This window comes from Methylobacterium sp. 77 (genome assembly GCF_000372825.1).
Lineage (GTDB): Bacteria > Pseudomonadota > Alphaproteobacteria > Rhizobiales > Beijerinckiaceae > Methylobacterium.
In genome coordinates, this window is the sequence record NZ_KB910516.1 from 4,017,850 (window position 1) to 4,036,850 (window position 19,001).

Consider the following 19,001-nt stretch of genomic DNA (forward strand, 5'->3'; position numbering starts at 1 on the left):
TTCGCGTTCCGGCAAGCCCTTCGAGCAAGCCCTTCGAGCAAGCCCTTCGAGCAAGCCCTTCGAGCAAGCCCTTCGAGCAAGCCCTTCGAGCAAGACCTTCGTGCAAGACCTGGCCCGGCATGGCCCGCGCTCATCGCGGCGATCGGTCAGCCGAAGCCGTTCCAGAGAAGGCAGGTGCCCGATGCGAGGAGGAGCGCGTCCATGATGGAGCGGAAGGATTCCGGGGCGAGGCGAAGCACGAAGGGCTTGGCCACGAAGGCGCCGACCATGAGCGCGCCGCCGACGCAGAGCCCCCTGAGGACGTCCTCGACCGGCAGGGCGCCTGAACCCTGAAAGGTCATGGTCTTGGTCAGGTAGATCGCCAAGGATGCGGCGGCCTCAGTGCCGATGAACGCGCCCTTGGTCAGGCCGTAGCCGATGAAGACCGGCACCGAGGCCGGCCCGGTCGAGGCGACGATGCCGGTGAGAAAGCCGATCGCCGCTCCGGCGACCGCCAGATGGGGCAGCCTCAGCCTGATGAGGTGGGCCGCCAGCCAGCGGCGCGCGGGGATCATCGCCAGGAGGAACGCGCCGATCGCCAGGTCGACGGCGCGGGGCGGCAGGACCAGCATCGTGCGGGCACCGAGCACCGAAGCGGGGATGCCGGTCGCCGCATAGGCGGCCACGGCCCGTCCGTCGACCTCGCGCCACCAGGCCAGGATGCGCGAGAGGTTCGCCATGACGGCGGCGACCGCCATGATCGGGATGGCTTCCTTCGGCCCGTAGACAGACGCGAGGACCGGCACCAGCATGATCGAGGAGCCGGTGCCGATGATGCCGCTGACGACACCCGCCACGAGGCCGATGATGAGGATGAGAAGCAGACCCATGGGGTGATTGTGCCCGGCCGGACCGGGACGCGCCAATCCGGACGCCGCTCCGGCCCATCACGAAAGGACGAGGTGCCCGGTCGCGGCGGCGGGGAGCTCAGGCGGAGGGCGCCAGGGTGAAGACATGGTCGGCCCCGGCGATCGTAGCCGGGCGGTGGGCGACGATGATCCGGGTCATGCGCAGGTCGCGCAAGGCCTCGGCGATGACCGCTTCCGTCGCCTCGTCGAGATGGCTCGTCGCCTCGTCGAGGAACAGGATCTCGGGCCGGCGATAGAGGGCGCGGGCCAGGATGACCCGCTGCTTCTGCCCGCCCGACAGGGTGGAGCCCATGTCGCCCACCAGGGTCTCGAACCCCATCGGGGTGCGCTTGATGTCGGCCAGGATCGCCGCGCGCGCGGCGCATTCCTCGATCCAGCCCGCATCGGGCCGCTCGTCGAAACTGGCGATGTTCTCGGCGATGGAGCCGGCGAAGAGGCCGTCATTCTGCATCACGCCCGCGATCCGGCGGCGATAGGAGGCCGCCCCGAGGGTGCGGATCTCCTGTCCGTCGACGACGACCCGCCCCTCGCTCGCGGGCAGCAGGCCCATCATGATCTTCATCAGCGAGGTCTTGCCCGAGCCCGACGGGCCGGTGATGGCAAAGCTCGTCCCCGCCGCGACGTCGAGGCCGAGGTCGCGGAAGATCCAGGGCTCGTCGGCACCGTAGCGCAGGGCGAGGTCCCTCACCGCGATGCTCCCCGGCCGGTCCGATGCCGGCGCCAGGGCAGGGGAGGCCGGGTCCAGGGCGGAGCCGGAGCCTTCCTCCGGCTCGCTCATGACGATGTCCGACAGCCGGTCGGTCTGGACGTTGAGCATGCGCAGCTGGAAGCCCGACTGGATCAGGTTGCCGATCCGCTGCGAGAACTGGTCGCGATAGGCGAGGAAGGCGACGAGCATGCCCAACGTCATCGACTGGTCGATGACGGCCCGTGCCCCGAGCACCAGGAGCAGCAGCCGGTCGAGGCCGAACAGCAATTCGTTGGCCCGCCCGAACACGAGGTCGAGGCGCTGCAGCCGCAGCCGGGCGTTCAGCGCGGTGACGAAGTGGTTCATCCAGGTGCCGCGGCGGCGCTCGCGCAGGTCGAGGAGCTTCACGCTCGCCATGCCGCGCACGGTCTCGATGAAGTGGCTCTGCTGGCGCGCCTCGGCGACGATCGCCTCCTCGGTGCCCTCGCGGTAGGAGGCGTAGGCGGCGATGCGCAGGGCCGCGGCGAGGGCGGTCGAGGCGACGACGACGAGGGAGAGCCAGCCGCCATAGACCACGAGCATGGCGAGCATGCCGATCGACATGATGCCGTCGAGTACGGCCTGGACGAGGTCGGTGGTGAGTCCCTTCTGGATCGTCGCCAGGGAGCCGAACCGCGAGATCACGTCGCCGACATGGCGCTTCTCGAAATAGTCCAGCGGCAGGCGGGAGAGATGGTCGAACAGGCTTCCCGACCATTGGTAGTTCAGCTTGGTCCCGGTGAGCATGATCGCCCAGGTCCGCGCCACCGAGAGGACGAGCTGGACGACGAGCAGCAGGGCGAGACCCACCGCCACCACCAGCAGCAGGTCGAGATCGGCGTTGACGATGACCTCGTCGATGACGATCTGCGAGGCGATCGGCATCAGGATCGCGACGAGTTCGATCCCGAGGGACAGGGCCAGGATCTGCGCCAGGGCCGGGCGGATGCCGCCGATGGTCCGGAACAGGTCGCCCAGCGCCAGCCCGCGCTGGCGCTTCTCGCGCACGAAGCTGGTGGTCGGGCTCGCCTCCAGGGCGACCCCGGTGAATTCCCGCGACGCCTCGGCGAAGGTGAGCCTGCGGCGCCCGCGGGCGGGATCGTGGATGACGATCCCGCGTCCGGTCACGGCGGTGAGCACGACGAAGTGGTTGAGCCCCCAATGCAGGATGCAGGGCGCCTTGAGCTTGGGCAGATCCTTCAATTCCGCCCGCAGCGCCCGCGTGGCGAGGCCCATGGAGCCGGCCAGGTCGATGAGGTTGCGCAGGGTCATGCCCTTGAGCGACAGGGCGTGGCGGCGGCGCAGGACGCCGAGATCGACATGGCGGCCGTGATAGCCGAGCACCATGCCGAGGCAGGCCATGCCGCATTCGGCGGCCTCCGCCTGGAGCAGGACGGGCACGCGCCGGCCGAAGCCGAACTGGAGGGTACTCAGCAGGCTCACGCGCTCATCCGCCCCGGGTCACGAGATCGACGCTGCGCTTGACCCGGTAGAGCGGGTCGAGCAGCCAGCGGTAGAGGGGGCGCTTCTCCAGCGCGATATCGGCCTCGACCCGCATTCCCGCCTCCAGGCGGCGGCTCTCGCCATAGGCCACCACGCTGTTCTCGTCCGGCCGCACGATGATGCGGTAGATGCCGTCGCCGTTCCGCGCCTTGGCGCCGGCGGCCTCCGGCAGGTCGGCGGCCTCAAGGGGAGCGCGGGTGACCTCGGCGACGATGCCGCGATAGAGGCCGAAGCGCTGGAACGGAAAGGCGGCGTAGCGCAGCATCACGGCCTCGCCCGTATCGATGAAGCCGATGGCCGAGGATTCGACGAACAGATTCGCCTGCAGCCGGCCCTCGCTCGGCAGCAGGGTCAGCAGCGTCGCGCCGGCGGCGACCCCCTGTCCGGCCTGGACCCGGATGGAGGTGAGGATGCCCTTCTCGGGCGCCCGCACCTCGATGGCGCGGCGGGCCTCGCTCTCCGCCCGCTGCTGCTCGAGCTGCGCGGCGGTGCGGTCCATCTCCGCGAGGTCGCGGGCGAGCTTGTCGTCGAAAGTGGCGAGCGTCGCCTGCAACTCGCCGACCTTGCCGATGAGCTGCAGCCGCGAATTGCGGAACTGGGCGAGCTGCGAACTCGCCTGCAGGTAGAGGTAGTTCTGGTTCTGAAGGTCGGCCGAGCGGGCAAAGCCGTCGCTCACGGCCTTGGCGAGGACGTCGACCCGCTCCTTCAGCGGCGGCACCAGCTTCTCCTGAAGCTGGACCTGCTCCTCCAATTGCCGCGACTGGGATTGCAGGTTGTCGATCTGCTCGGCGAGGGAGCGCTTCTCGGTGGCCGCCATGGCGGAGCGTAGCCGGGACTGCGCCTCGATCGTCTCCTTCTGCCGGGCGAGCTGATCGATGATGCGCTGCTGGGTCGGTCCGTTGGCCGAGACCGCGTCGAGGTCGAGGGTGTAGAGAAGCTGGCCCTGGACGACCCGGTCGCCCTCCTTCACCCCCGACGCGCTCACGCGCCCGGCCACCGGGCTCGCCACCGTGATGAGACCGACATCCGGCGTGAGCATGCCGAAGGCGTGGATCCGCCGGGTATAGGTGCCGAAGACGACGTACAGGATCGCCGCGATGGTGATCAGGATCGTGATCGCGGTCATCAACCTGATCGAGAGCGGCTGCACGACCTGAGCCTCGCCGAGCCAGGAATCCTGGCGCGCCTGGGCGACCTCTGCGCGAAAAAGCGGCGACGTCATCGGGTTCGGCGGTTCTCCTCGCCGAAAGGCGGCGTTCCTTGGTTTCGGCGGTCCTTATGCACGAGATGCGCGGCGGGCCTACCGGCCCGCCGCGCATCGTCACCGGAAATCCGACCGATGGGTCGTATCAGGGGTCAGTGGCCGCCGAGGAGACCGCCGACCGCGCCGAGGAGGCCGCCGACGAGACCGCTAACCAGCCCGCCGACCTGTCCGACCACGCCGGAGACGGCGCCCAGTTCGCTGGAGAGATCGAGTTCCAGGCCGAGGGCGAGGCCGCCGCCGACGGCGTCGAGTTCGGTGGCATCGAGTTCGCGGATGGTGTCGAGGTTCTTGGTCATGTCACGTCTCCAGGATCAGGCCGCGCGTTGGTCTCGCGCCGGGCCGGGAAAGTCGGGACGGCGGGGTTCGCGTGCCGCCGAACGGAATTTGCTTGCCAGCCGGACTACTTACAGGCCGGACTATCTGCGAGCTGGATTATTTGCCGCCGAGCAGGCCGCCGACGAGACCGCCGACCGCACCGAGCAGGCCGCCGACGAGGCCGCTTACCAGCCCGCCGACCTGTCCGACTACGCCGGAGACGGCGCCGAGTTCGCTCGACAGGTCGAGGCCGACACCCAGGGAGAGGCCGCCGCCGACCGCATCGAGCTCCGATGCCTCAAGGGGGCGCATGGTGTCATTGTTGGTGGACATGTTTTCTCTCCGATGTGTCGTTGATAGATCGATAGTTCTGTCTCGGATCTATATTGGAAAGCAACCAAACTTGCTTCCTCCCCCTCAGACTACACGTCTCGTCATAGCCAGCAAGCCGCGATCTCATGCCTTGTCCCGAAGCGCGACCGGGAGTTTTTCTTGTTGTCGATTGATGACCGGGCTTCGGATCGCCGGTGTGACGGTGCGGATGGGCATCCTATCTGCCGCCTGGATGCGGACGACTTGGCGATTCTGGATCGGCGGCGGCGGTGGGCTGGAATTATGTATTGTTCTGCATAAGCCGCTGATATGGGTGGCGAAATTTGTTCGACTTGACATTATGTCGCACTTTATAGTGCTGTTTGATGCAGGCTTGACTGTATGGAATATGCTTCTCCCAACATCGATCGAGACGATGACAATCCCCTCATGCGCATGCGGCGAGGTCCGTTCGGAATGATGAATTCAAGTCGGGGGATGAATAAAGATCGACTGTTTCCGGCCTGAGCGAGTGCGGCCGTCGCGATCGAACGAAAAAGCCAAGACCAGAGGCAAGGCGGCGTGATATCAGGGAAGTCGGAGTGACATCATGCAAGATGGCGTGCCCCAATTGCAGTCCTGTTTTTGCCCCTCTTCCGAGGTGGCAAATCGACGGGTCGAGCCGAGGGGGACGAGGAGGCTTTCGCGGGTCGATTGTCCGATGCATAGGAGGGACCGGCCAGTGGAGCCACGGCTCATGACGTGGTCATCGACCGTCGGATGCGCCTTCGCCTCGCCAGGGTCCACGTCGCCAGGGTCCATGTCGCCAGGGTCCACGTCGCCGGGCTGCACGTCACTTGGACTGTCGATGGAAGCGGATGCCAATGAGAGGCCTCGCATGCGAGGTGGGTTCGTGCGTGGATTCCTGAATGCGGATTGAGCGCAACGATTTCGGCTGCACCATCGAACTCGACGGCGAGATCGAGGCGGTGCTCCAGACCAGCATGGGCCTCGGCTGGTCCGGCATCGGGTTCACCGATGTCCAGCTCGGCAGCCACGGGACGGTGTCGATCGTTCAGCAGGGCATTCACTTCGCCCTGTCCCTGGCGCCGCCGAGCCAGCGCTTCCTCTGTTCCGGCCAGACCTATCACTTCTCGGAAGACAACATCATCGTCCTCGAGCCGGGGGCGGCCGTGGTCGAGCACTGGACCGGGCGGTTCCGCACCCTCGCCCTGAGGCTCGCCCCGGAGGCGGTCGAGCGCATCACCGACGTCTCGCTCGCGAAATCGCAGGTGCGGACCCGGTTCGTCCCCTCCCGGTCGCAGATCGCGGTGGGGCATCTGCTGCAGGCCGTGTCGGCCGATCTGGAGACCGGCTGTTCCAGCGGGCCTCTACTGGTGGAGAGCGTCTCGGCGACGCTGCTGCAGCTGTTCTCGAATGCGGAGGCGCCTCCCCGGCGCGCCGGACCCACGCTGACATCCGCGCAGGCCACCACTCTGCGCGACCTGATCCTCGCCCATCTCACCGACCCCCTGAGCCTGCAACAACTGGCCGATTCCATCGGCACCAGCGTCGGCCATCTGGTTAGGGCCTTCAGGACGTCCTTCGGCGTCACGCCCTATCAGTTCATCCTGCGCGAGCGGGTGAACCGGGCGCAGGACCTCATCGCCACCGGCACGCTGAGCCTGAGCGAGATCGTCCCCCTGGCGGGGTTCAGCGACGCGAGCCAGATGTCGAAGACCTTCCGCCGCCTCACCGGACAACCGCCGCGCGCCTTCGCCCGCGTCGCCCGGGGAAGCCGACCTGCGGGTCCGTCGAACGCGTAGGCGATCTCGCCCTGCTCCGAGATCGCCACGACGATCCAGCGGATGGCCGTCCCGTTGAGTATCCGCTGCCCGGATGGGGCGACCGCACGCGCGGGGGCGGATCGAGGTGACACGACCGGGGCGAGCCCGTCGCCGGGAGCGGAGCGGCGAGGGAATGCCCACGACACGGTTGCTCAGCATCGATCTTGCAACGGCCGCGACGGCGGATCGGAATGCCTCTTCGGGGATTGGTGTATGGTCGGCCTGACACCCGTCCTGGTACGTAGACACCTGCGTATCCACGCTCTATGCCGCTTCGCGGTGGGGCCGATTGCAGGCCCACCCTCTCCCTCTGTGCCCGCGGATCAACAGCGAAGGGGCGACCCTTTAATGCGAGCGCTGAAAGATCTCTTCCGCATCCTCGGGGCTCGCGATCGAAGACATCTCGCTCTCATCACCATCGGCCTCGCCATCGCGGCCGTCATCGAGGTGCTCGGCGTCGCTTCGGTGATCCCGTTCCTGACCCTGGTGGGTGATCCGTCCGCCGCCGAGCATATTCCCTATCTCGCCAGCATCCGGGACCGGTTGGGCCTCGTCGATGAGCGCGCATTCCTGTTGGTGACGGGGGGAGCGGCCCTGGCCGCGATCCTGACGACGAGCCTCGTCAATGCCGTGCTCACCTATGCGCAACTGCTCTACACCAACCTGTTCGGCTTCAATCTGTCCCGCCGTTTGCTGGCCCGTTACGTCCATCGAGACCATCTGTTCTTCGCGCACGCCAACAGCGCGGAACTCGCCAAGAACGTGCTCTCGGAGGTCGACCGTCTGGTGTCTGGCGTTCTGACGCCACTGACCGTCGTCGCGTCGCGGGCCTTCTCCGCCCTGGCGGTGATCGTGTTCCTGCTCGCCTACGCCCCGCGCCTCGCCTTCATTCTCGGAGGCGGGTTCGGCAGCATCTACGTTCTGCTCTACCTGGTGATGCGGGCGCGCCTGGCGCGTCTCGGCGGTGTCGCCATCCGCGACAACGAGCAGCGCTTCCGCGTGGTCCAGGAGACCTTCGGCGCCCTGACGGAGTTGCGGCTCTACGGCCGCGCCGAAGCCTTCTCCGGCCGGTTCGACGCGCCCGCGCGCGCCTATGCCAGGGCCACGGCAGCGAGCCTGCTGACCGGGCAAGTGCCGCGCTTCGCCATCGAGGCGCTCGCTTTCGGCGGCGTCATCGTCGTCGTGCTCGTCGCACTCGCCCAGGGGCTCGACACCGCCGGCATGCTGCCGCTTCTCGGCCTGTTCGCCTTTGCCGGCTACCGGATGCTGCCGGCCTTCCAGAACATCTTCAATTCCGCAGCCCTCATCCGGTTCTCCCTCCCCGCCGTCACGGTGGTGGCGGATGCCCTGGTCGGAGAGTGCGAGCCGCCGCCCCGCACGAGCCGGCGCTTGCCCTTCACCGATGCGATCCGCTTCCGGGGCGTGTCGTTCGACTATGCGACCGGACGCCCGGCACTGGCGGGCATCGATCTCACCCTGTCGAGCAACACCACGGTGGGGTTCGTCGGCCGCACCGGATCGGGCAAATCGACCTTGGTCGCGCTGGTCCTCGGCCTCGTCCAGCCGACCAGCGGCAGCGTGAGCGTCGACGGGATCGTCCTCGACCCTGAGACGCTGCCGGCGTGGCAGAACCGGATCGGCTACGTGCCGCAGGACGTGTTCCTCATCGACGGCAGCGTCACCGCCAACATCGCGCTGGGCATCGATCCGTCCGCCGTGGATGCCGCCGCGGTCGAGCGGGCGGCACGGCTCGCCGGAATCCACGACGTCGTCATGCAGTTCGAGCGCGGCTACGAATCCGGGGTCGGGGAGCGTGGCGCCCGCCTCAGCGGCGGCCAACGTCAGCGGCTCGGGATCGCCCGTGCGCTGTACCACGACCCGGACGTGATCATCTTCGACGAGGCAACGAGCTCCCTCGACGGCGAGACCGAGGCGGCGGTGATGGCGGCGCTCTCGACCTTGGCGGGGAAGCGGACCCTGATCCTGATCGCGCACCGCCTCACGAGTCTCGCCGGCGCGGATGTCGTCCACGTCCTCGACGAGGGCCGCCTGATCGCCTCGGGCGCGCCCGACATCATCCTTCCGAGGCTGGCGGCGGAATTCACGGCGCTCGACGACGCGGTCCCGGTCCAGGGAACGCTCGGCCGGGAGCAGGGCCGGCTGGCCTATCCGGCCTGACGCCGCCGCATCCTCACGCCCGCGCTGTCACCGTCTCGAACCGGCACCGTCGATGCAGAACCGGCCCGGAGCGCCTCGCGGTCGAAATCTGGCCCCGGGGACCCGTGCCCAAAGGTTCGAGAGGGGGGAGTCCTTCGGGTGCTGCCGGAAAGCCGAAATGCGCTTGGTGCGATGACCGTGTCGAACAGTCTCGGCTTCGTCTCAGGTTTGTCGCGGCGGCTGCGCTCGTCTCGAGATACGTGAGCACGCCCAGAATTCAGAAAGAACATCGGAAATGGTGCGACGATCCTGCTGATCGAGGTGCCAAACCGTCGGGTCGGCCGTCTCATCCCCCACCGTGCCATACTCGCGGTCATCGTCCGAAGACGCATGGCATTCAGTCCGCCAGCCGAGGCTCGGCACCATCGTCGCTCAAGGCCAAGATGCGCTTAAGGCCAAGATGCGCGCACGTACCAGATCGACCCGCCCCTCCGGGCCTCGGATGTTGCCTTCGAGAAGATGGTCGAAGTCTCGATCCGCTAGCAGCCCCCTGAAATGCTCGGCAATAAACCGCCGGATATCGGCATCTGTCCGTCGGACCTCGTCTATGATGTCCTCGCGGCCATCTACGATCAGGAGAATGTCCTCAAGATCGCGGCTGCCGAGAAGATCTTCGCCGCCGCGACCGAGATATGCCTCCAGCTTGGTCGCAATGAATAATTCAGGCGTCAGTCGTCTTATGTCGAGATCATCAGTGAGCGAGCAGGTGACTGCCGTTGCAATGCCCTTCGCATACCAGCGGTTGCTAAATCCGAGAATCTCTGGATCGTCGGGCATGAAATCGACTTTAAGGCCGTTGAGCGTCATCCGGCATATGACCGTCTCATCGGATGCATCCGTGAAACCTCTCTTTCGCAACTGTGCTTGTAATTCCGCCCATGCTGCATAGCCGGCGAGATCGACAATCAGGTCAACGTCGTCCGTTGCTCTCAACTCTTCCATTGTGACGTCATCGGTGATGAAAAGAGCCGTCGTGCAACCTCCGACGAATACCATTCTGCCGCGAAGATCGGCGCCGAGAGCCTCGGCGACGGTCTGCAGCATTTGGAACAATTGGCCTCGAATATTCATTTCGCGAGCAGCTTCTCGGAAAGCCTATCCTTTGCCAAGCCCGCCTCACGTTGGTTTCCGAGTCTGACAGCGTCTACCAGCGCGAGGTATTCGTAGAGACGTGCATCCTTCCCTGCCGCCTCGGGAACACTTTTGAATAGAGGCTGCACGGATTGCCCGATGTCCCGCCCTTCTGCGGACGGCCAAACGTAGATGTAATGCCCCCCGCTGAGGAGCATATCCTTCAGCATGGGCGCTGCGAATGCCGTTGGGATACCGCGAGTCATGGCTCCGGGCGCTGCTGGAAAGACGAACTTCAAGCCATGAACAATGAAGTTGTAAAGATCGCGACGATTGGCCTTCGGCCGACCCGTCTTGTGGTCTTTGACGGCCAGCCCGGTGGAAAGAATGCGTTTTAATGAAGCATTGACCTCTGTCTTGCTGATCCCGAGCCATGCTTCGAGAGTGCGAGCCGAGTAGGGTGCCTGGACCCTGATCGTCGACTCGCATCCTTCGGGTTCGCTGTTTTCCTGCTCTTGGAGGCTTACGAGCTTCAGCAGGACGACGACATCCTGGCTTTTAAGTCCGATCATACAGCGCTGTCCTCTGTCCTAGGACTAAGGACAGTAGGACATGTCAGAGCCCTCTTCGTCAACGGATAGATGCGCGTCGACCTTCATTCCCAGTCACACGCAGCCTCCTGCCTTCGCCGCCGCGCAACCCGCTTCGGTTGAACCGATGGCCGTCTGGCTGACCTTGAGACGGTGGCGACAGGGTTCACCACGCAGCCGACAAGCGGGCCTTCCGAGGGTCTGCAAAGTCTCGGGAGCGGCCCCAGTCTGCTGAGACCATCCGTCAGATCCTCACCCCTAATGGGCTTTCAGCACCATCCGGCAGGCGGCGGGAAGCGCCGCCATGGTCATGGGCGGCTTGGGCTTGCCGGGCTTGGTCGATTTCGGCGGGTTCAGTACCGCGTCGCTGAACCAGTAGGCGAGTTCCTCGCCGCAGCCGTCGCCGGAGGGCGGCGGTGCCTGGTCCCCGCATTGGTCGTCGCCGGCCGGGCAGGAGAGGCGGATATGGTAATGGTAATTGTGCCCGTACATCGGGCGCACCTTGTTGAGCCAGGACCGGTCGCCGCCCGCCTCCCGGCACAGCGCCTTCTTGATCGCCGGATTGACGAAGAGGCGCGCGACCTCGGGCTGCTGCGCGGTCAGGCGGATCAGCTTGAGATGTTCGGGCGCCCAGACCTGCGGGTCGATGTCGAGGCGGTCCGCGCGCACCACGTTAGTGGCCGAGGTCTCTTCACGCTCCGACCGGCTCATGCGGTGGTCCGGCATCGGCGTCAGCCAGACATCGGCGTCGAGACCGAGCTGGTGGGAGGCGTGGCCGGTCAGCATCGGCCCGCCGCGCGGCTGGGACATGTCGCCGACGAGGAGGCCGTTCCAGCCGACACGGGGCGCCTTCGCCGCCAGCCGCTCCAGGAAGTCCACGAGATGCGGCGTGCCCCACATCCGGTTGCGGGAGAGGCGCATCACCTGCCAGGTCGCTCCGTCGTGGGGCAGCGCCTCGCCGCCGGAGAAACATCCCTTGGCGTAGGAGCCGTAGGGCCGGGCCGGGCCGGGGGCCGGCGTCGTCGCCCGCCCGAACAGGGCTTTTGCCGGCGTCGACGGCGCGTCGGGATTGGCGAGCGGCGGCAGCGGCTTGGGGTTCACGCTGCCCCTGTCCTGAGCCTGTGCCGTCCCTCCGCACAGGAGGAGGGCAAGCGCCGCGAGGCGGAACGAACTTAGGGTCAGGTGCATGGGGGCAGCCTAGAGCATCGTCCCCAAAAGTGGGAACCGGTTTTCCAAAAAAGATGATGCTGCAGCATCCGCCTACGGGCCGTCGAGAGCCCTCGGTCACTCCGCGGGAGAGACCGCGATCCGGATCGAATCCGATTTCGCCCCGCTGACGACCACGAGGATGGGGGTCGTGCCGAACTGGAACCGGACGCTCTTCGAGACCCCCGGACATCCCGGCCGCATCGTGCTCGCCACGGGTTTGCGCGTCGTCTCGCCGTCCTGGCTCACGTCGATCCAGGCGCTGTCCGACAGGGTCACCTGATACAGGCCGGGCGTGACCATGGGCGGGATCCGCAACGTGCCGCCGAAGGTGCCGGGCTTGGGCTCGCGCGACGGCGTGAAGGGCAGGTCGGCCTCCGCGATCGGCTTGAGCGCGAGTACCGCGCCCGGCATCTCCGCCGAGAGGGTCGCGCCGGATTCGAGCCGGGGCAGGGACGGGGCCGCGAACCAGGCCTGCTCCCGCTGGATCGGCCAGTCGAAGCCGGTGCAGGCGGCCGGATCGGACGCCTCCTGCGCCCAAGCCGTGCTCGAATAGAGTGCTCCGCCGGAGGCGAGGGCCAGTCCGGCGAGGATCGGGAGCGTCCTGCGCATCGCTATCATCCCTCTTCCGTTGCCTCTTCTCTTGCCTCTGCCCTTCGGGCATCTCGGCGCCGAGACGGGCGCGCCATTCCTCATGTCGGTAACGCCACGGCGGTCGTCCGGTGCGGGACCGGACGCCAAAAATCCCCGCGATCACGCCTCGTCCGGCGGCTCCGTCTCTTCGGAGACGCGTCTGCGCACGCCCCAGCCGCCGAGCGTCTCGTTGAGGTCGTCGAGGACGAAATGGCGGGCGCTGTCGCGGTCGTAGCCGTCGTCGAGATAGGCATCGTATTCGGTGAAGACGTGGCGGGCGAAGGCGACGAGGGCGAGCCACGCCGCATTCTCCGGGCTCGCCATGCGCAGGCCCGGACTCGCGAGTGCCCGGTCGATGACCGATTCCGTCTCGAAGACGGGCAGACGGGGCGCGAGGATGCGCAAGGCCGCGCCGATCGCCTCGGTCCGGTTCATCGCCACCTCCCGTCCATCGCCCTTTGGTTCCTGCCCGCGCCCTCCGGGACGGCGCCTACTTGTCGTGGTGCCCGGCGGCGATCCGGTCGGTGAGCGCCATCAGGATGCCGGAGACGACGAAGACCATGTGCAGGCCGACGAGCCAGTACAGGTCACGGTCGGACGTGGCCTTGAGATCCATGAAGGCTTTCAGCAGCGAGATCGCCGAGATGGCGACGATCGACGACATCAGTTTCAGCTTGAGGCCGGTGAAGTCGATCGTGCCCATCCATTCGGGCCAGTCCTTGTGGTCCGTATGGTCGATCTTCGAGACGAAGTTCTCGTAGCCCGAGAACATCACGATGATGAGCAGCGAGGCGGTGAAGGACAGGTCCACCAGCGTCAGCACGCCGAGGATGACCTGCGACTCGGTCGCGCTCCACATGTGCAGGACGAAATGGGCCAGTTCCTGCAGCAGCTTGATCAGCAGCACCACGATGCCGATGCCGAGGGCCGCGTAGAACGGCGCCAGAAGCCAGCGGCACGCGAAGAGCGCGCGTTCGAAAACCTGCTCGATCATCCGTTTCGACTCCTCCGCCCGAACGGGCGGGGGTTTGGCACGCGCGGCCAAGCTCGACAAGGTTCGAGCCCGGCCGGGCCGGTCAGGCGGCGACGCCGGTTCCGATCGGGCAGCTCACGCCGGTGCCGGCGACGCCGCAATAGCCGGCCGGGTTCTTGGCGAGGTATTGCTGATGATAGCCCTCGGCGAAATAGAACCTGTCGAGCGGCTTGATCTCCGTGGTGATCGCGCCGAAGCCCCGCGCTTTCAGAGCCTCGCCGTAGGCGGCGCGCACCCGCTCCGCCGTCTCGGCCTGCGCCGCATTCGCGGTGTAGATGCCCGAACGGTACTGCGTGCCGACATCGTTGCCCTGGCGCATGCCCTGGGTCGGATCGTGATTCTCGAAGAAGGTCTTGAGCACCGCCTCGAGCGGGCGCACGGCCGGATCGTAGACGATGAGGACCACCTCGTTATGTCCGGTCAGGCCGGAACAGACCTCTTCGTAGGTCGGGTTGGGCGTGAAGCCGCCGGCATAGCCCACAGCCGTCACGACGATGCCGTCCGGCAATTGCCAGAACTTGCGCTCGGTGCCCCAGAAGCAGCCGAGCCCGAGGACGATCTGCTCGCTCTCCTCCGGATAGGGGCCCTTCAGCGGGGCGCCGGTGACGAAATGGGTGTCCGTGGTGGGGATCGGCGTCGACCGGCCGGGCAGCGCATCGGCGGCGCCGGGCATCTCGGGACGCTTGCGGAAGAACTGAAGCATCGGGGCCTCCGTGAGAGGGCGGGATGTCTTCTATATGGGGTGCCGGACCCGGTTCCTGAATGGCCGGGTTCGGGGAACGGCGTGCCCTCGCGACGACCGCGTCAGGGACGGTTGAGAAAGCCGATCGGCTCGCGCCGGGGCTGGCCGAGCCAGAGCAGGAAAGCCCCGAGGACGAGACCGATGAGGCAGGCGGGGGCGAGGGTCAGCGGCAGGACGAGGACCTGCCACAGCCATGGCGCGACGCCCTCCACCGTCCCTTGGAGCGCGCTCGCCCGCTCCTTGAACAGCGTCAGGAGGAGATCGCTCAGGCTGGTGACGCGGGCGCCGTTATTGGCGATGGAGCGCGCGCCGTCATAGACGAGGCCGACGAAGCCCGCCGCGAGGACGACGTATCCGAAGAGGCGGCTGAAAAAGCGGAGCATCGCGGCTTGCACACAGGGCCGGCTCCCGTGCCGGCCCTGTCGGATTAGGGGGCCTCACCCCGAGGTGCAAGTGCGGCACGCTGAGGTAAGTGCGGCGCGCTGAGGTAAAAGTGCGGCACAGCCGCTGGAGCCCGCCATTGCGTGGTGCGTCGGCTCCGTGGCAGAGCCCGCCCCAGCCCTCTCCCACGGACCATGCCCTTGCCGATCGACCCCGAAACCGCCACCGCGCTGGTAATCTTCGATTGCGACGGCGTGCTGGTCGACAGCGAGCCGCTGAGCCTCGGAACCCTGACGGCCGGGCTCAACCGCATCGGCGTCGCCATCGACGTGGATACGGTGAGGGAGCGTTTCGCCGGCACGTCCATGACGTCGATCATGGGCCATATCGCGCGCGATTACGGAATCGTCGCCCCCGAGGGCTTCGTCGAGGCCGTGAAGGCCGAAACCCTTCGCGCCTTCGACCGCGACCTGCATGCCATGGAAGGGATCATTCCGGCGGTGGAGGCCCTGGCGCTCCCGAGCTGCGTCGCCTCCAGCAGCGATCCGACGCGGCTTGCCCACTCGCTCGGCCTCACCGGGTTGCTGCCCTTGTTCGAGGGCCGCATCTTCTCGGCGACCATGGTCTCCCGCGGCAAGCCGGCGCCCGACCTCTTCCTCTTCGCCGCCGCCGAGATGGGCTTTGCCCCCGGCCGCTGCCTCGTGGTGGAGGACAGCGTGCCCGGCGTCACCGCCGCCCGCGCCGCCGGGATGCGCGTCCTCGGCTTCGTCGGCGGCGGCCATTGGCGGCACGATCCGACGGGGTCGGACCTGATCGCGGCCGGAGCCGAGCGGGTCTATGCCCATCATCGCGAGCTTGCCGCCCTGATCGCGCGCCGCGCCGCCGCCTGACCTCCGGCACCTGCGCGGAATTCCGGTTCTTTCTCGGGTTTCGGACCTCTCCGAAAGAACCGCCTGCGCATCGCGTCGCTCGCGCGCAATTCATGCCACGCGAGCGCATGCATTCGAAAGATGCATCCGTTGACGAAACGAGGCGCCGCTCTCATTCTAGAGATGTGGATCGGAGTTGCATCGGCCGTTCCGCCGCGGTGATTTGAAGTGTGTAGCTTGCTCCGCGTCATCAAACGCTAAAGCACTACGGAGCGCTCGCGCCTCGTGGTCCTTCATCGAAAGGATGACTTGCCGTGATGAATGTATCGCCGTTCCAATCCCTCCTTCGTGCCTGCTCCCGCTGTCGATGCTGATCCGTCCCTCAGGTCAGATCGCCGCCAGCCAAGAGCCACCGAGCCGCGCCAGGAGTTCACGCCGCCATGCCCCATCTCCACCAGACCGACGCTCACCGGGCGTTGAACCGATTGCACACGCCTGACGTCCGGGCCGATCATCTCGAAGCCCGCGCCCGCAACCGGCTTCATGCTGCCCCGCCGCCGCCACGGGTGATCGAGATCGGTGACGTGACGGCGGGCATCGCCGTGCCCGAGCGCGGCGGCGTGCGGTTCTTCTCGTCCGTGCGCGATTTCGACCCACTCGACGGAACCGTCTTCCGCAGCGTCGAACAGGCCGCGAAGGCGGTGCGGGACCGCTTCTCGTCCCGCCGCGCCCCGCGCCAGCACGCCGCCTTGCCCCGTCTCGACCTCACCCGCTCCGAAGCGCCCGTCGCGCTCCGTCGCGCGGCAGGGCCGCGCTGACTTTCGCCCACGGTTCGGGGACAGGCTTCCATCCCGGTGGGCCGGGATGGAAGCCTGTCGAACGCAAGGCGTGCCGACGCGGCCCGTGTCGCGCGCGATCATCGGGTTTGCGCAGGCAGCGTAACAATGGCTGCGTCTCAGGCAGTTGGGCGATGGGCGCCTGATCGAACGACGCCACGGCCGCCCGGCTTCAGGTGCCGGTGGCGTTCGACGGGGCCTTCGCCTTCAGCCGACGCCGACGCTCGGCACGGGAGAGTTCCGCCGCGCTGGCAAAGCCCGTCGCCGTGGCGATGGCGCTGGTGCTCAAATCGCTTTCCCGGCGGAGCCGATGAGCCCGGTCGAGCCGCAGGGCGAGATAGTGCTGGTGAAGGCTGACGCCGATCCGGTTGCGGAAGAGCAGGTCGAGCTGCCGGATCGACACGCGGGCGAGATCCGCCAGGGTCTGGCGCGAGAGCGGTGCCTCCAGATGGGCCTCCATCGCGGCGAGAACCCGGAGCAGGCGCGGGTCGCGTACGCCGATCCGCAGGCGCAGATCCATCCGCTGCGGGCTCAGCCCCTCGCGGATCTGGTCGTGCAGGAACCAGTCGCCGACCCCGGCGGCGAGGCCCGGCCCATGGTCGCGCTCGATCAGGTTGAGCATCAGGTCGAGGGCCGCGATCCCGCCGGAGCAGGTGATCCGATCGTCCTGGATCTCGAACAGGGATCGCACCACCTCGATCTCCGGATAGCGCTCCTCGAAGGCTGGGACATGCTCCCAGTGGAGCGTGCAGCGGCGCCCCGTGAGCAGACCTGCGCGGGCAAGGAGGTAGGGCCCTCCGGAAATGCCGCCGAGGGTGATTCCGCGTCTGGCGAGATGGCGAAGCCAGGCGGTCAAGGCCGGGTCGTCGAAGCCGGCGGGATTTCCGCCGGCGCAGACGAAGACGCGGTCGGCGTCGAGCGCGGTGTCGCCGACGTCGACATCGGGCAGGATCGCGATGCCGTTCGACGCCTGGACCGCGCCCCCGCCCGGCGCCGCATGCCACCAGCGATAGAGTTCGCAGCCCAGCAGGGTGTTGGCCGCGCGCATGGGCTCGACCGCGGCGGCGTAGGACATCAGCGGAAAGCCGGGCAGCAGGATGAAGCCTACGGTCCGCATCGCCGGCGTGTCGGGCATGGCGGTGTCCCGACCTGAATTCGGAGACGGGGGCGCTGGCGGGCGACTGCTCATTTCTGCGCGAATTGTCCGAATGGCGTCGCAAAATGCAAGGGGTGCCCGCCTCGGATACGCTATCCCGATTCTCGCACGCCGCAGCCAGCCCCGGAGCCAGCCCCTCCATGCGCTATTCCCTCTTCAGCGTCATGGCTCAGGCCCTGCGCGGCCAGCGCGATTGGTCGCCGCAATGGCGCGATGCCGCGCCCAAGGCGGAGTATGACGCCATCATCGTCGGCGGTGGCGGCCATGGCCTCGCCACGGCCTATTATCTCGCCAAGGAGCACGGCATCACCAACGTCGCCGTGCTGGAGAGGAGCCATGTCGGCTCCGGCAATGTCGGGCGCAACACCACCATCGTCCGCTCGAATTACGGTCTTGCCGGCAACATCCCGTTCTACGAGCGCTCGATGAAGCTCTGGGAGGGCCTGGAGCAGGACATCAACTACAACGCCATGGTGAGCCAGCGCGGCGTGCTGAACCTCCACCATTCCGATGCGCAGCGCGATGCCTATGCAAGGCGCGGCAACGCCATGCGGATGGCCGGCATCGATGCCGAACTCCTCGACCGCGAGGGTGTCCGGGCGATCGTGCCGTTCATCGATTTCGACAATGCGCGCTTCCCGGTGAAGGGCGGCCTGCTCCAGCGCCGGGGCGGCACCGTGCGCCACGACGCGGTCGCCTGGGGCTATGCCAGGGCGGCGAGCGAGCGCGGCGTCGACATCGTCCAGAACTGCGCCGTCACCGGCATCCGCCGCGAGAACGGGCGGGTCGTCGGGGTCGAGACGAGCCGTGGTTTCATCAAGGCGAGAAAGGTGGCGCTCTCGGTGGCGGGCTCGACGTCGCTGCTGGCCGCCATGGCCGACCTGCGCCTGCCGATCGAGAGCCACGTGCTCCAGGCCTTCGTCAGCGAGGGGGTGAAACCGCTCATCGACACGGTGATGACCTTCGGGGCCGGGCATTTCTACGTCAGCCAGTCCGACAAGGGCGGCCTCGTCTTCGGCGGCGACATCGACGGCTACAATTCCTACGCCCAGCGCGGCAACCTCGCCACGATCGAGGACGTGATGGAGGGCGGCATGGCCCTGTGGCCGGGCCTCGGGCGCCTGCGCCTGCTGCGCCACTGGGGCGGGATCATGGACATGTCCATGGACGGCAGCCCGATCATCGACCGCACCCCCGTGGACGGCCTCTACCTCAATGCGGGCTGGTGCTACGGCGGCTTCAAGGCGACCCCGGCGGCGGGCTTCTGCTTCGCCCATCTCATCGCCCGCGACGTGTCCCACCCGGACGCCGCCGCCTATCGCCTCGACCGTTTCGCCACCGGCCATCTCATCGACGAGAAGGGCATGGGCGCCCAGCCGAACCTGCATTGA

The 19,001-nt window shown here is 67.2% G+C and carries 19 protein-coding genes; 5 read left to right on the forward strand and 14 right to left on the reverse strand.

Features of this window, described 5'->3' with window-relative positions:
* Window positions 1-146 precede the first annotated feature (146 nt).
* The 5 genes from A3OK_RS0119060 to A3OK_RS0119080 form a co-directional block, all read right to left on the reverse strand.
* The gene (locus A3OK_RS0119060) at window positions 147-869 is read right to left on the reverse strand and encodes a sulfite exporter TauE/SafE family protein (protein WP_019906494.1); all 723 of its coding nucleotides are present in this window, start codon (window positions 867-869) and stop codon (window positions 147-149) included.
* 97 nt (window positions 870-966) lie between these two features.
* Complete coding sequence (locus tag A3OK_RS0119065) at window positions 967-3,078, reverse strand: peptidase domain-containing ABC transporter (RefSeq protein ID WP_019906495.1); 2,112 nt, start codon at window positions 3,076-3,078, stop codon at window positions 967-969.
* 4 nt (window positions 3,079-3,082) lie between these two features.
* The gene (locus A3OK_RS0119070) at window positions 3,083-4,360 is read right to left on the reverse strand and encodes an HlyD family efflux transporter periplasmic adaptor subunit (protein ID WP_019906496.1); all 1,278 of its coding nucleotides are present in this window, start codon (window positions 4,358-4,360) and stop codon (window positions 3,083-3,085) included.
* 134 nt (window positions 4,361-4,494) lie between these two features.
* Complete coding sequence (locus A3OK_RS0119075; protein WP_019906497.1) at window positions 4,495-4,698, reverse strand: hypothetical protein; 204 nt, start codon at window positions 4,696-4,698, stop codon at window positions 4,495-4,497.
* A 136-nt stretch (window positions 4,699-4,834) separates the two neighbouring features.
* Window positions 4,835-5,050: a hypothetical protein gene (locus A3OK_RS0119080; RefSeq protein ID WP_019906498.1), complete on the reverse strand. Its 216-nt coding sequence runs from the start codon at window positions 5,048-5,050 to the stop codon at window positions 4,835-4,837.
* A gap of 908 nt (window positions 5,051-5,958) precedes the next feature.
* Between A3OK_RS0119080 and A3OK_RS0119085 the strand changes: the two genes are divergently transcribed.
* Window positions 5,959-6,855 carry an AraC family transcriptional regulator gene (locus tag A3OK_RS0119085; RefSeq protein ID WP_019906499.1) on the forward strand — a complete coding sequence of 299 codons (897 nt, stop codon included), beginning with the start codon at window positions 5,959-5,961 and terminating at the stop codon, window positions 6,853-6,855.
* 369 nt (window positions 6,856-7,224) lie between these two features.
* Window positions 7,225-9,054, forward strand: a complete 1,830-nt coding sequence (locus tag A3OK_RS23090) for an ABC transporter ATP-binding protein (protein WP_019906500.1) — start codon at window positions 7,225-7,227, stop codon at window positions 9,052-9,054.
* A 411-nt stretch (window positions 9,055-9,465) separates the two neighbouring features.
* Here A3OK_RS23090 and A3OK_RS0119095 read toward each other — a convergent pair whose 3' ends face one another.
* The 8 genes from A3OK_RS0119095 to A3OK_RS0119130 form a co-directional block, all read right to left on the reverse strand.
* A complete protein-coding gene (locus tag A3OK_RS0119095; RefSeq protein ID WP_155912074.1) occupies window positions 9,466-10,137 on the reverse strand; it encodes a hypothetical protein in 672 nt (223 codons plus the stop codon).
* A gap of 23 nt (window positions 10,138-10,160) precedes the next feature.
* A complete protein-coding gene (locus tag A3OK_RS0119100) occupies window positions 10,161-10,736 on the reverse strand; it encodes a hypothetical protein (protein WP_019906502.1) in 576 nt (191 codons plus the stop codon).
* Between the two features lie 276 nt (window positions 10,737-11,012).
* Window positions 11,013-11,942, reverse strand: a complete 930-nt coding sequence (gene mepA, locus A3OK_RS0119105) for a penicillin-insensitive murein endopeptidase (RefSeq protein WP_026597431.1) — start codon at window positions 11,940-11,942, stop codon at window positions 11,013-11,015.
* Between the two features lie 96 nt (window positions 11,943-12,038).
* On the reverse strand, window positions 12,039-12,572 hold the full coding sequence (locus A3OK_RS0119110) for a hypothetical protein (RefSeq protein ID WP_019906504.1): 534 nt from the start codon (window positions 12,570-12,572) through the stop codon (window positions 12,039-12,041).
* A gap of 141 nt (window positions 12,573-12,713) precedes the next feature.
* Complete coding sequence (locus tag A3OK_RS0119115; RefSeq protein ID WP_019906505.1) at window positions 12,714-13,028, reverse strand: DUF2293 domain-containing protein; 315 nt, start codon at window positions 13,026-13,028, stop codon at window positions 12,714-12,716.
* Between the two features lie 55 nt (window positions 13,029-13,083).
* Window positions 13,084-13,587 (reverse strand): TIGR00645 family protein, encoded by a 504-nt coding sequence (locus A3OK_RS0119120; RefSeq protein ID WP_019906506.1) that lies wholly within the window; start codon window positions 13,585-13,587, stop codon window positions 13,084-13,086.
* Between the two features lie 82 nt (window positions 13,588-13,669).
* Window positions 13,670-14,329: a peptide-methionine (S)-S-oxide reductase MsrA gene (gene msrA / locus A3OK_RS0119125; RefSeq protein WP_019906507.1), complete on the reverse strand. Its 660-nt coding sequence runs from the start codon at window positions 14,327-14,329 to the stop codon at window positions 13,670-13,672.
* A 101-nt stretch (window positions 14,330-14,430) separates the two neighbouring features.
* Window positions 14,431-14,751, reverse strand: a complete 321-nt coding sequence (locus tag A3OK_RS0119130; protein ID WP_019906508.1) for a hypothetical protein — start codon at window positions 14,749-14,751, stop codon at window positions 14,431-14,433.
* A gap of 198 nt (window positions 14,752-14,949) precedes the next feature.
* Between A3OK_RS0119130 and A3OK_RS0119135 the strand changes: the two genes are divergently transcribed.
* Together A3OK_RS0119135 and A3OK_RS23095 are read left to right on the forward strand one after the other, a co-directional pair.
* Window positions 14,950-15,639 carry an HAD family hydrolase gene (locus A3OK_RS0119135; protein WP_019906509.1) on the forward strand — a complete coding sequence of 230 codons (690 nt, stop codon included), beginning with the start codon at window positions 14,950-14,952 and terminating at the stop codon, window positions 15,637-15,639.
* Window positions 15,640-16,103: 464 nt separating this feature from the next.
* A complete protein-coding gene (locus A3OK_RS23095; RefSeq protein ID WP_245259451.1) occupies window positions 16,104-16,436 on the forward strand; it encodes a hypothetical protein in 333 nt (110 codons plus the stop codon).
* 190 nt (window positions 16,437-16,626) lie between these two features.
* Here the strand turns inward: A3OK_RS23095 and A3OK_RS0119145 are convergent, their stop codons facing one another.
* Complete coding sequence (locus A3OK_RS0119145; protein WP_019906511.1) at window positions 16,627-17,589, reverse strand: GlxA family transcriptional regulator; 963 nt, start codon at window positions 17,587-17,589, stop codon at window positions 16,627-16,629.
* A gap of 161 nt (window positions 17,590-17,750) precedes the next feature.
* Here A3OK_RS0119145 and A3OK_RS0119150 point away from each other — a divergent pair, with 161 nt between their 5' ends.
* Window positions 17,751-19,001, forward strand: coding sequence for a sarcosine oxidase subunit beta family protein (locus tag A3OK_RS0119150; protein ID WP_019906512.1), 1,251 nt, complete (start codon window positions 17,751-17,753; stop codon window positions 18,999-19,001).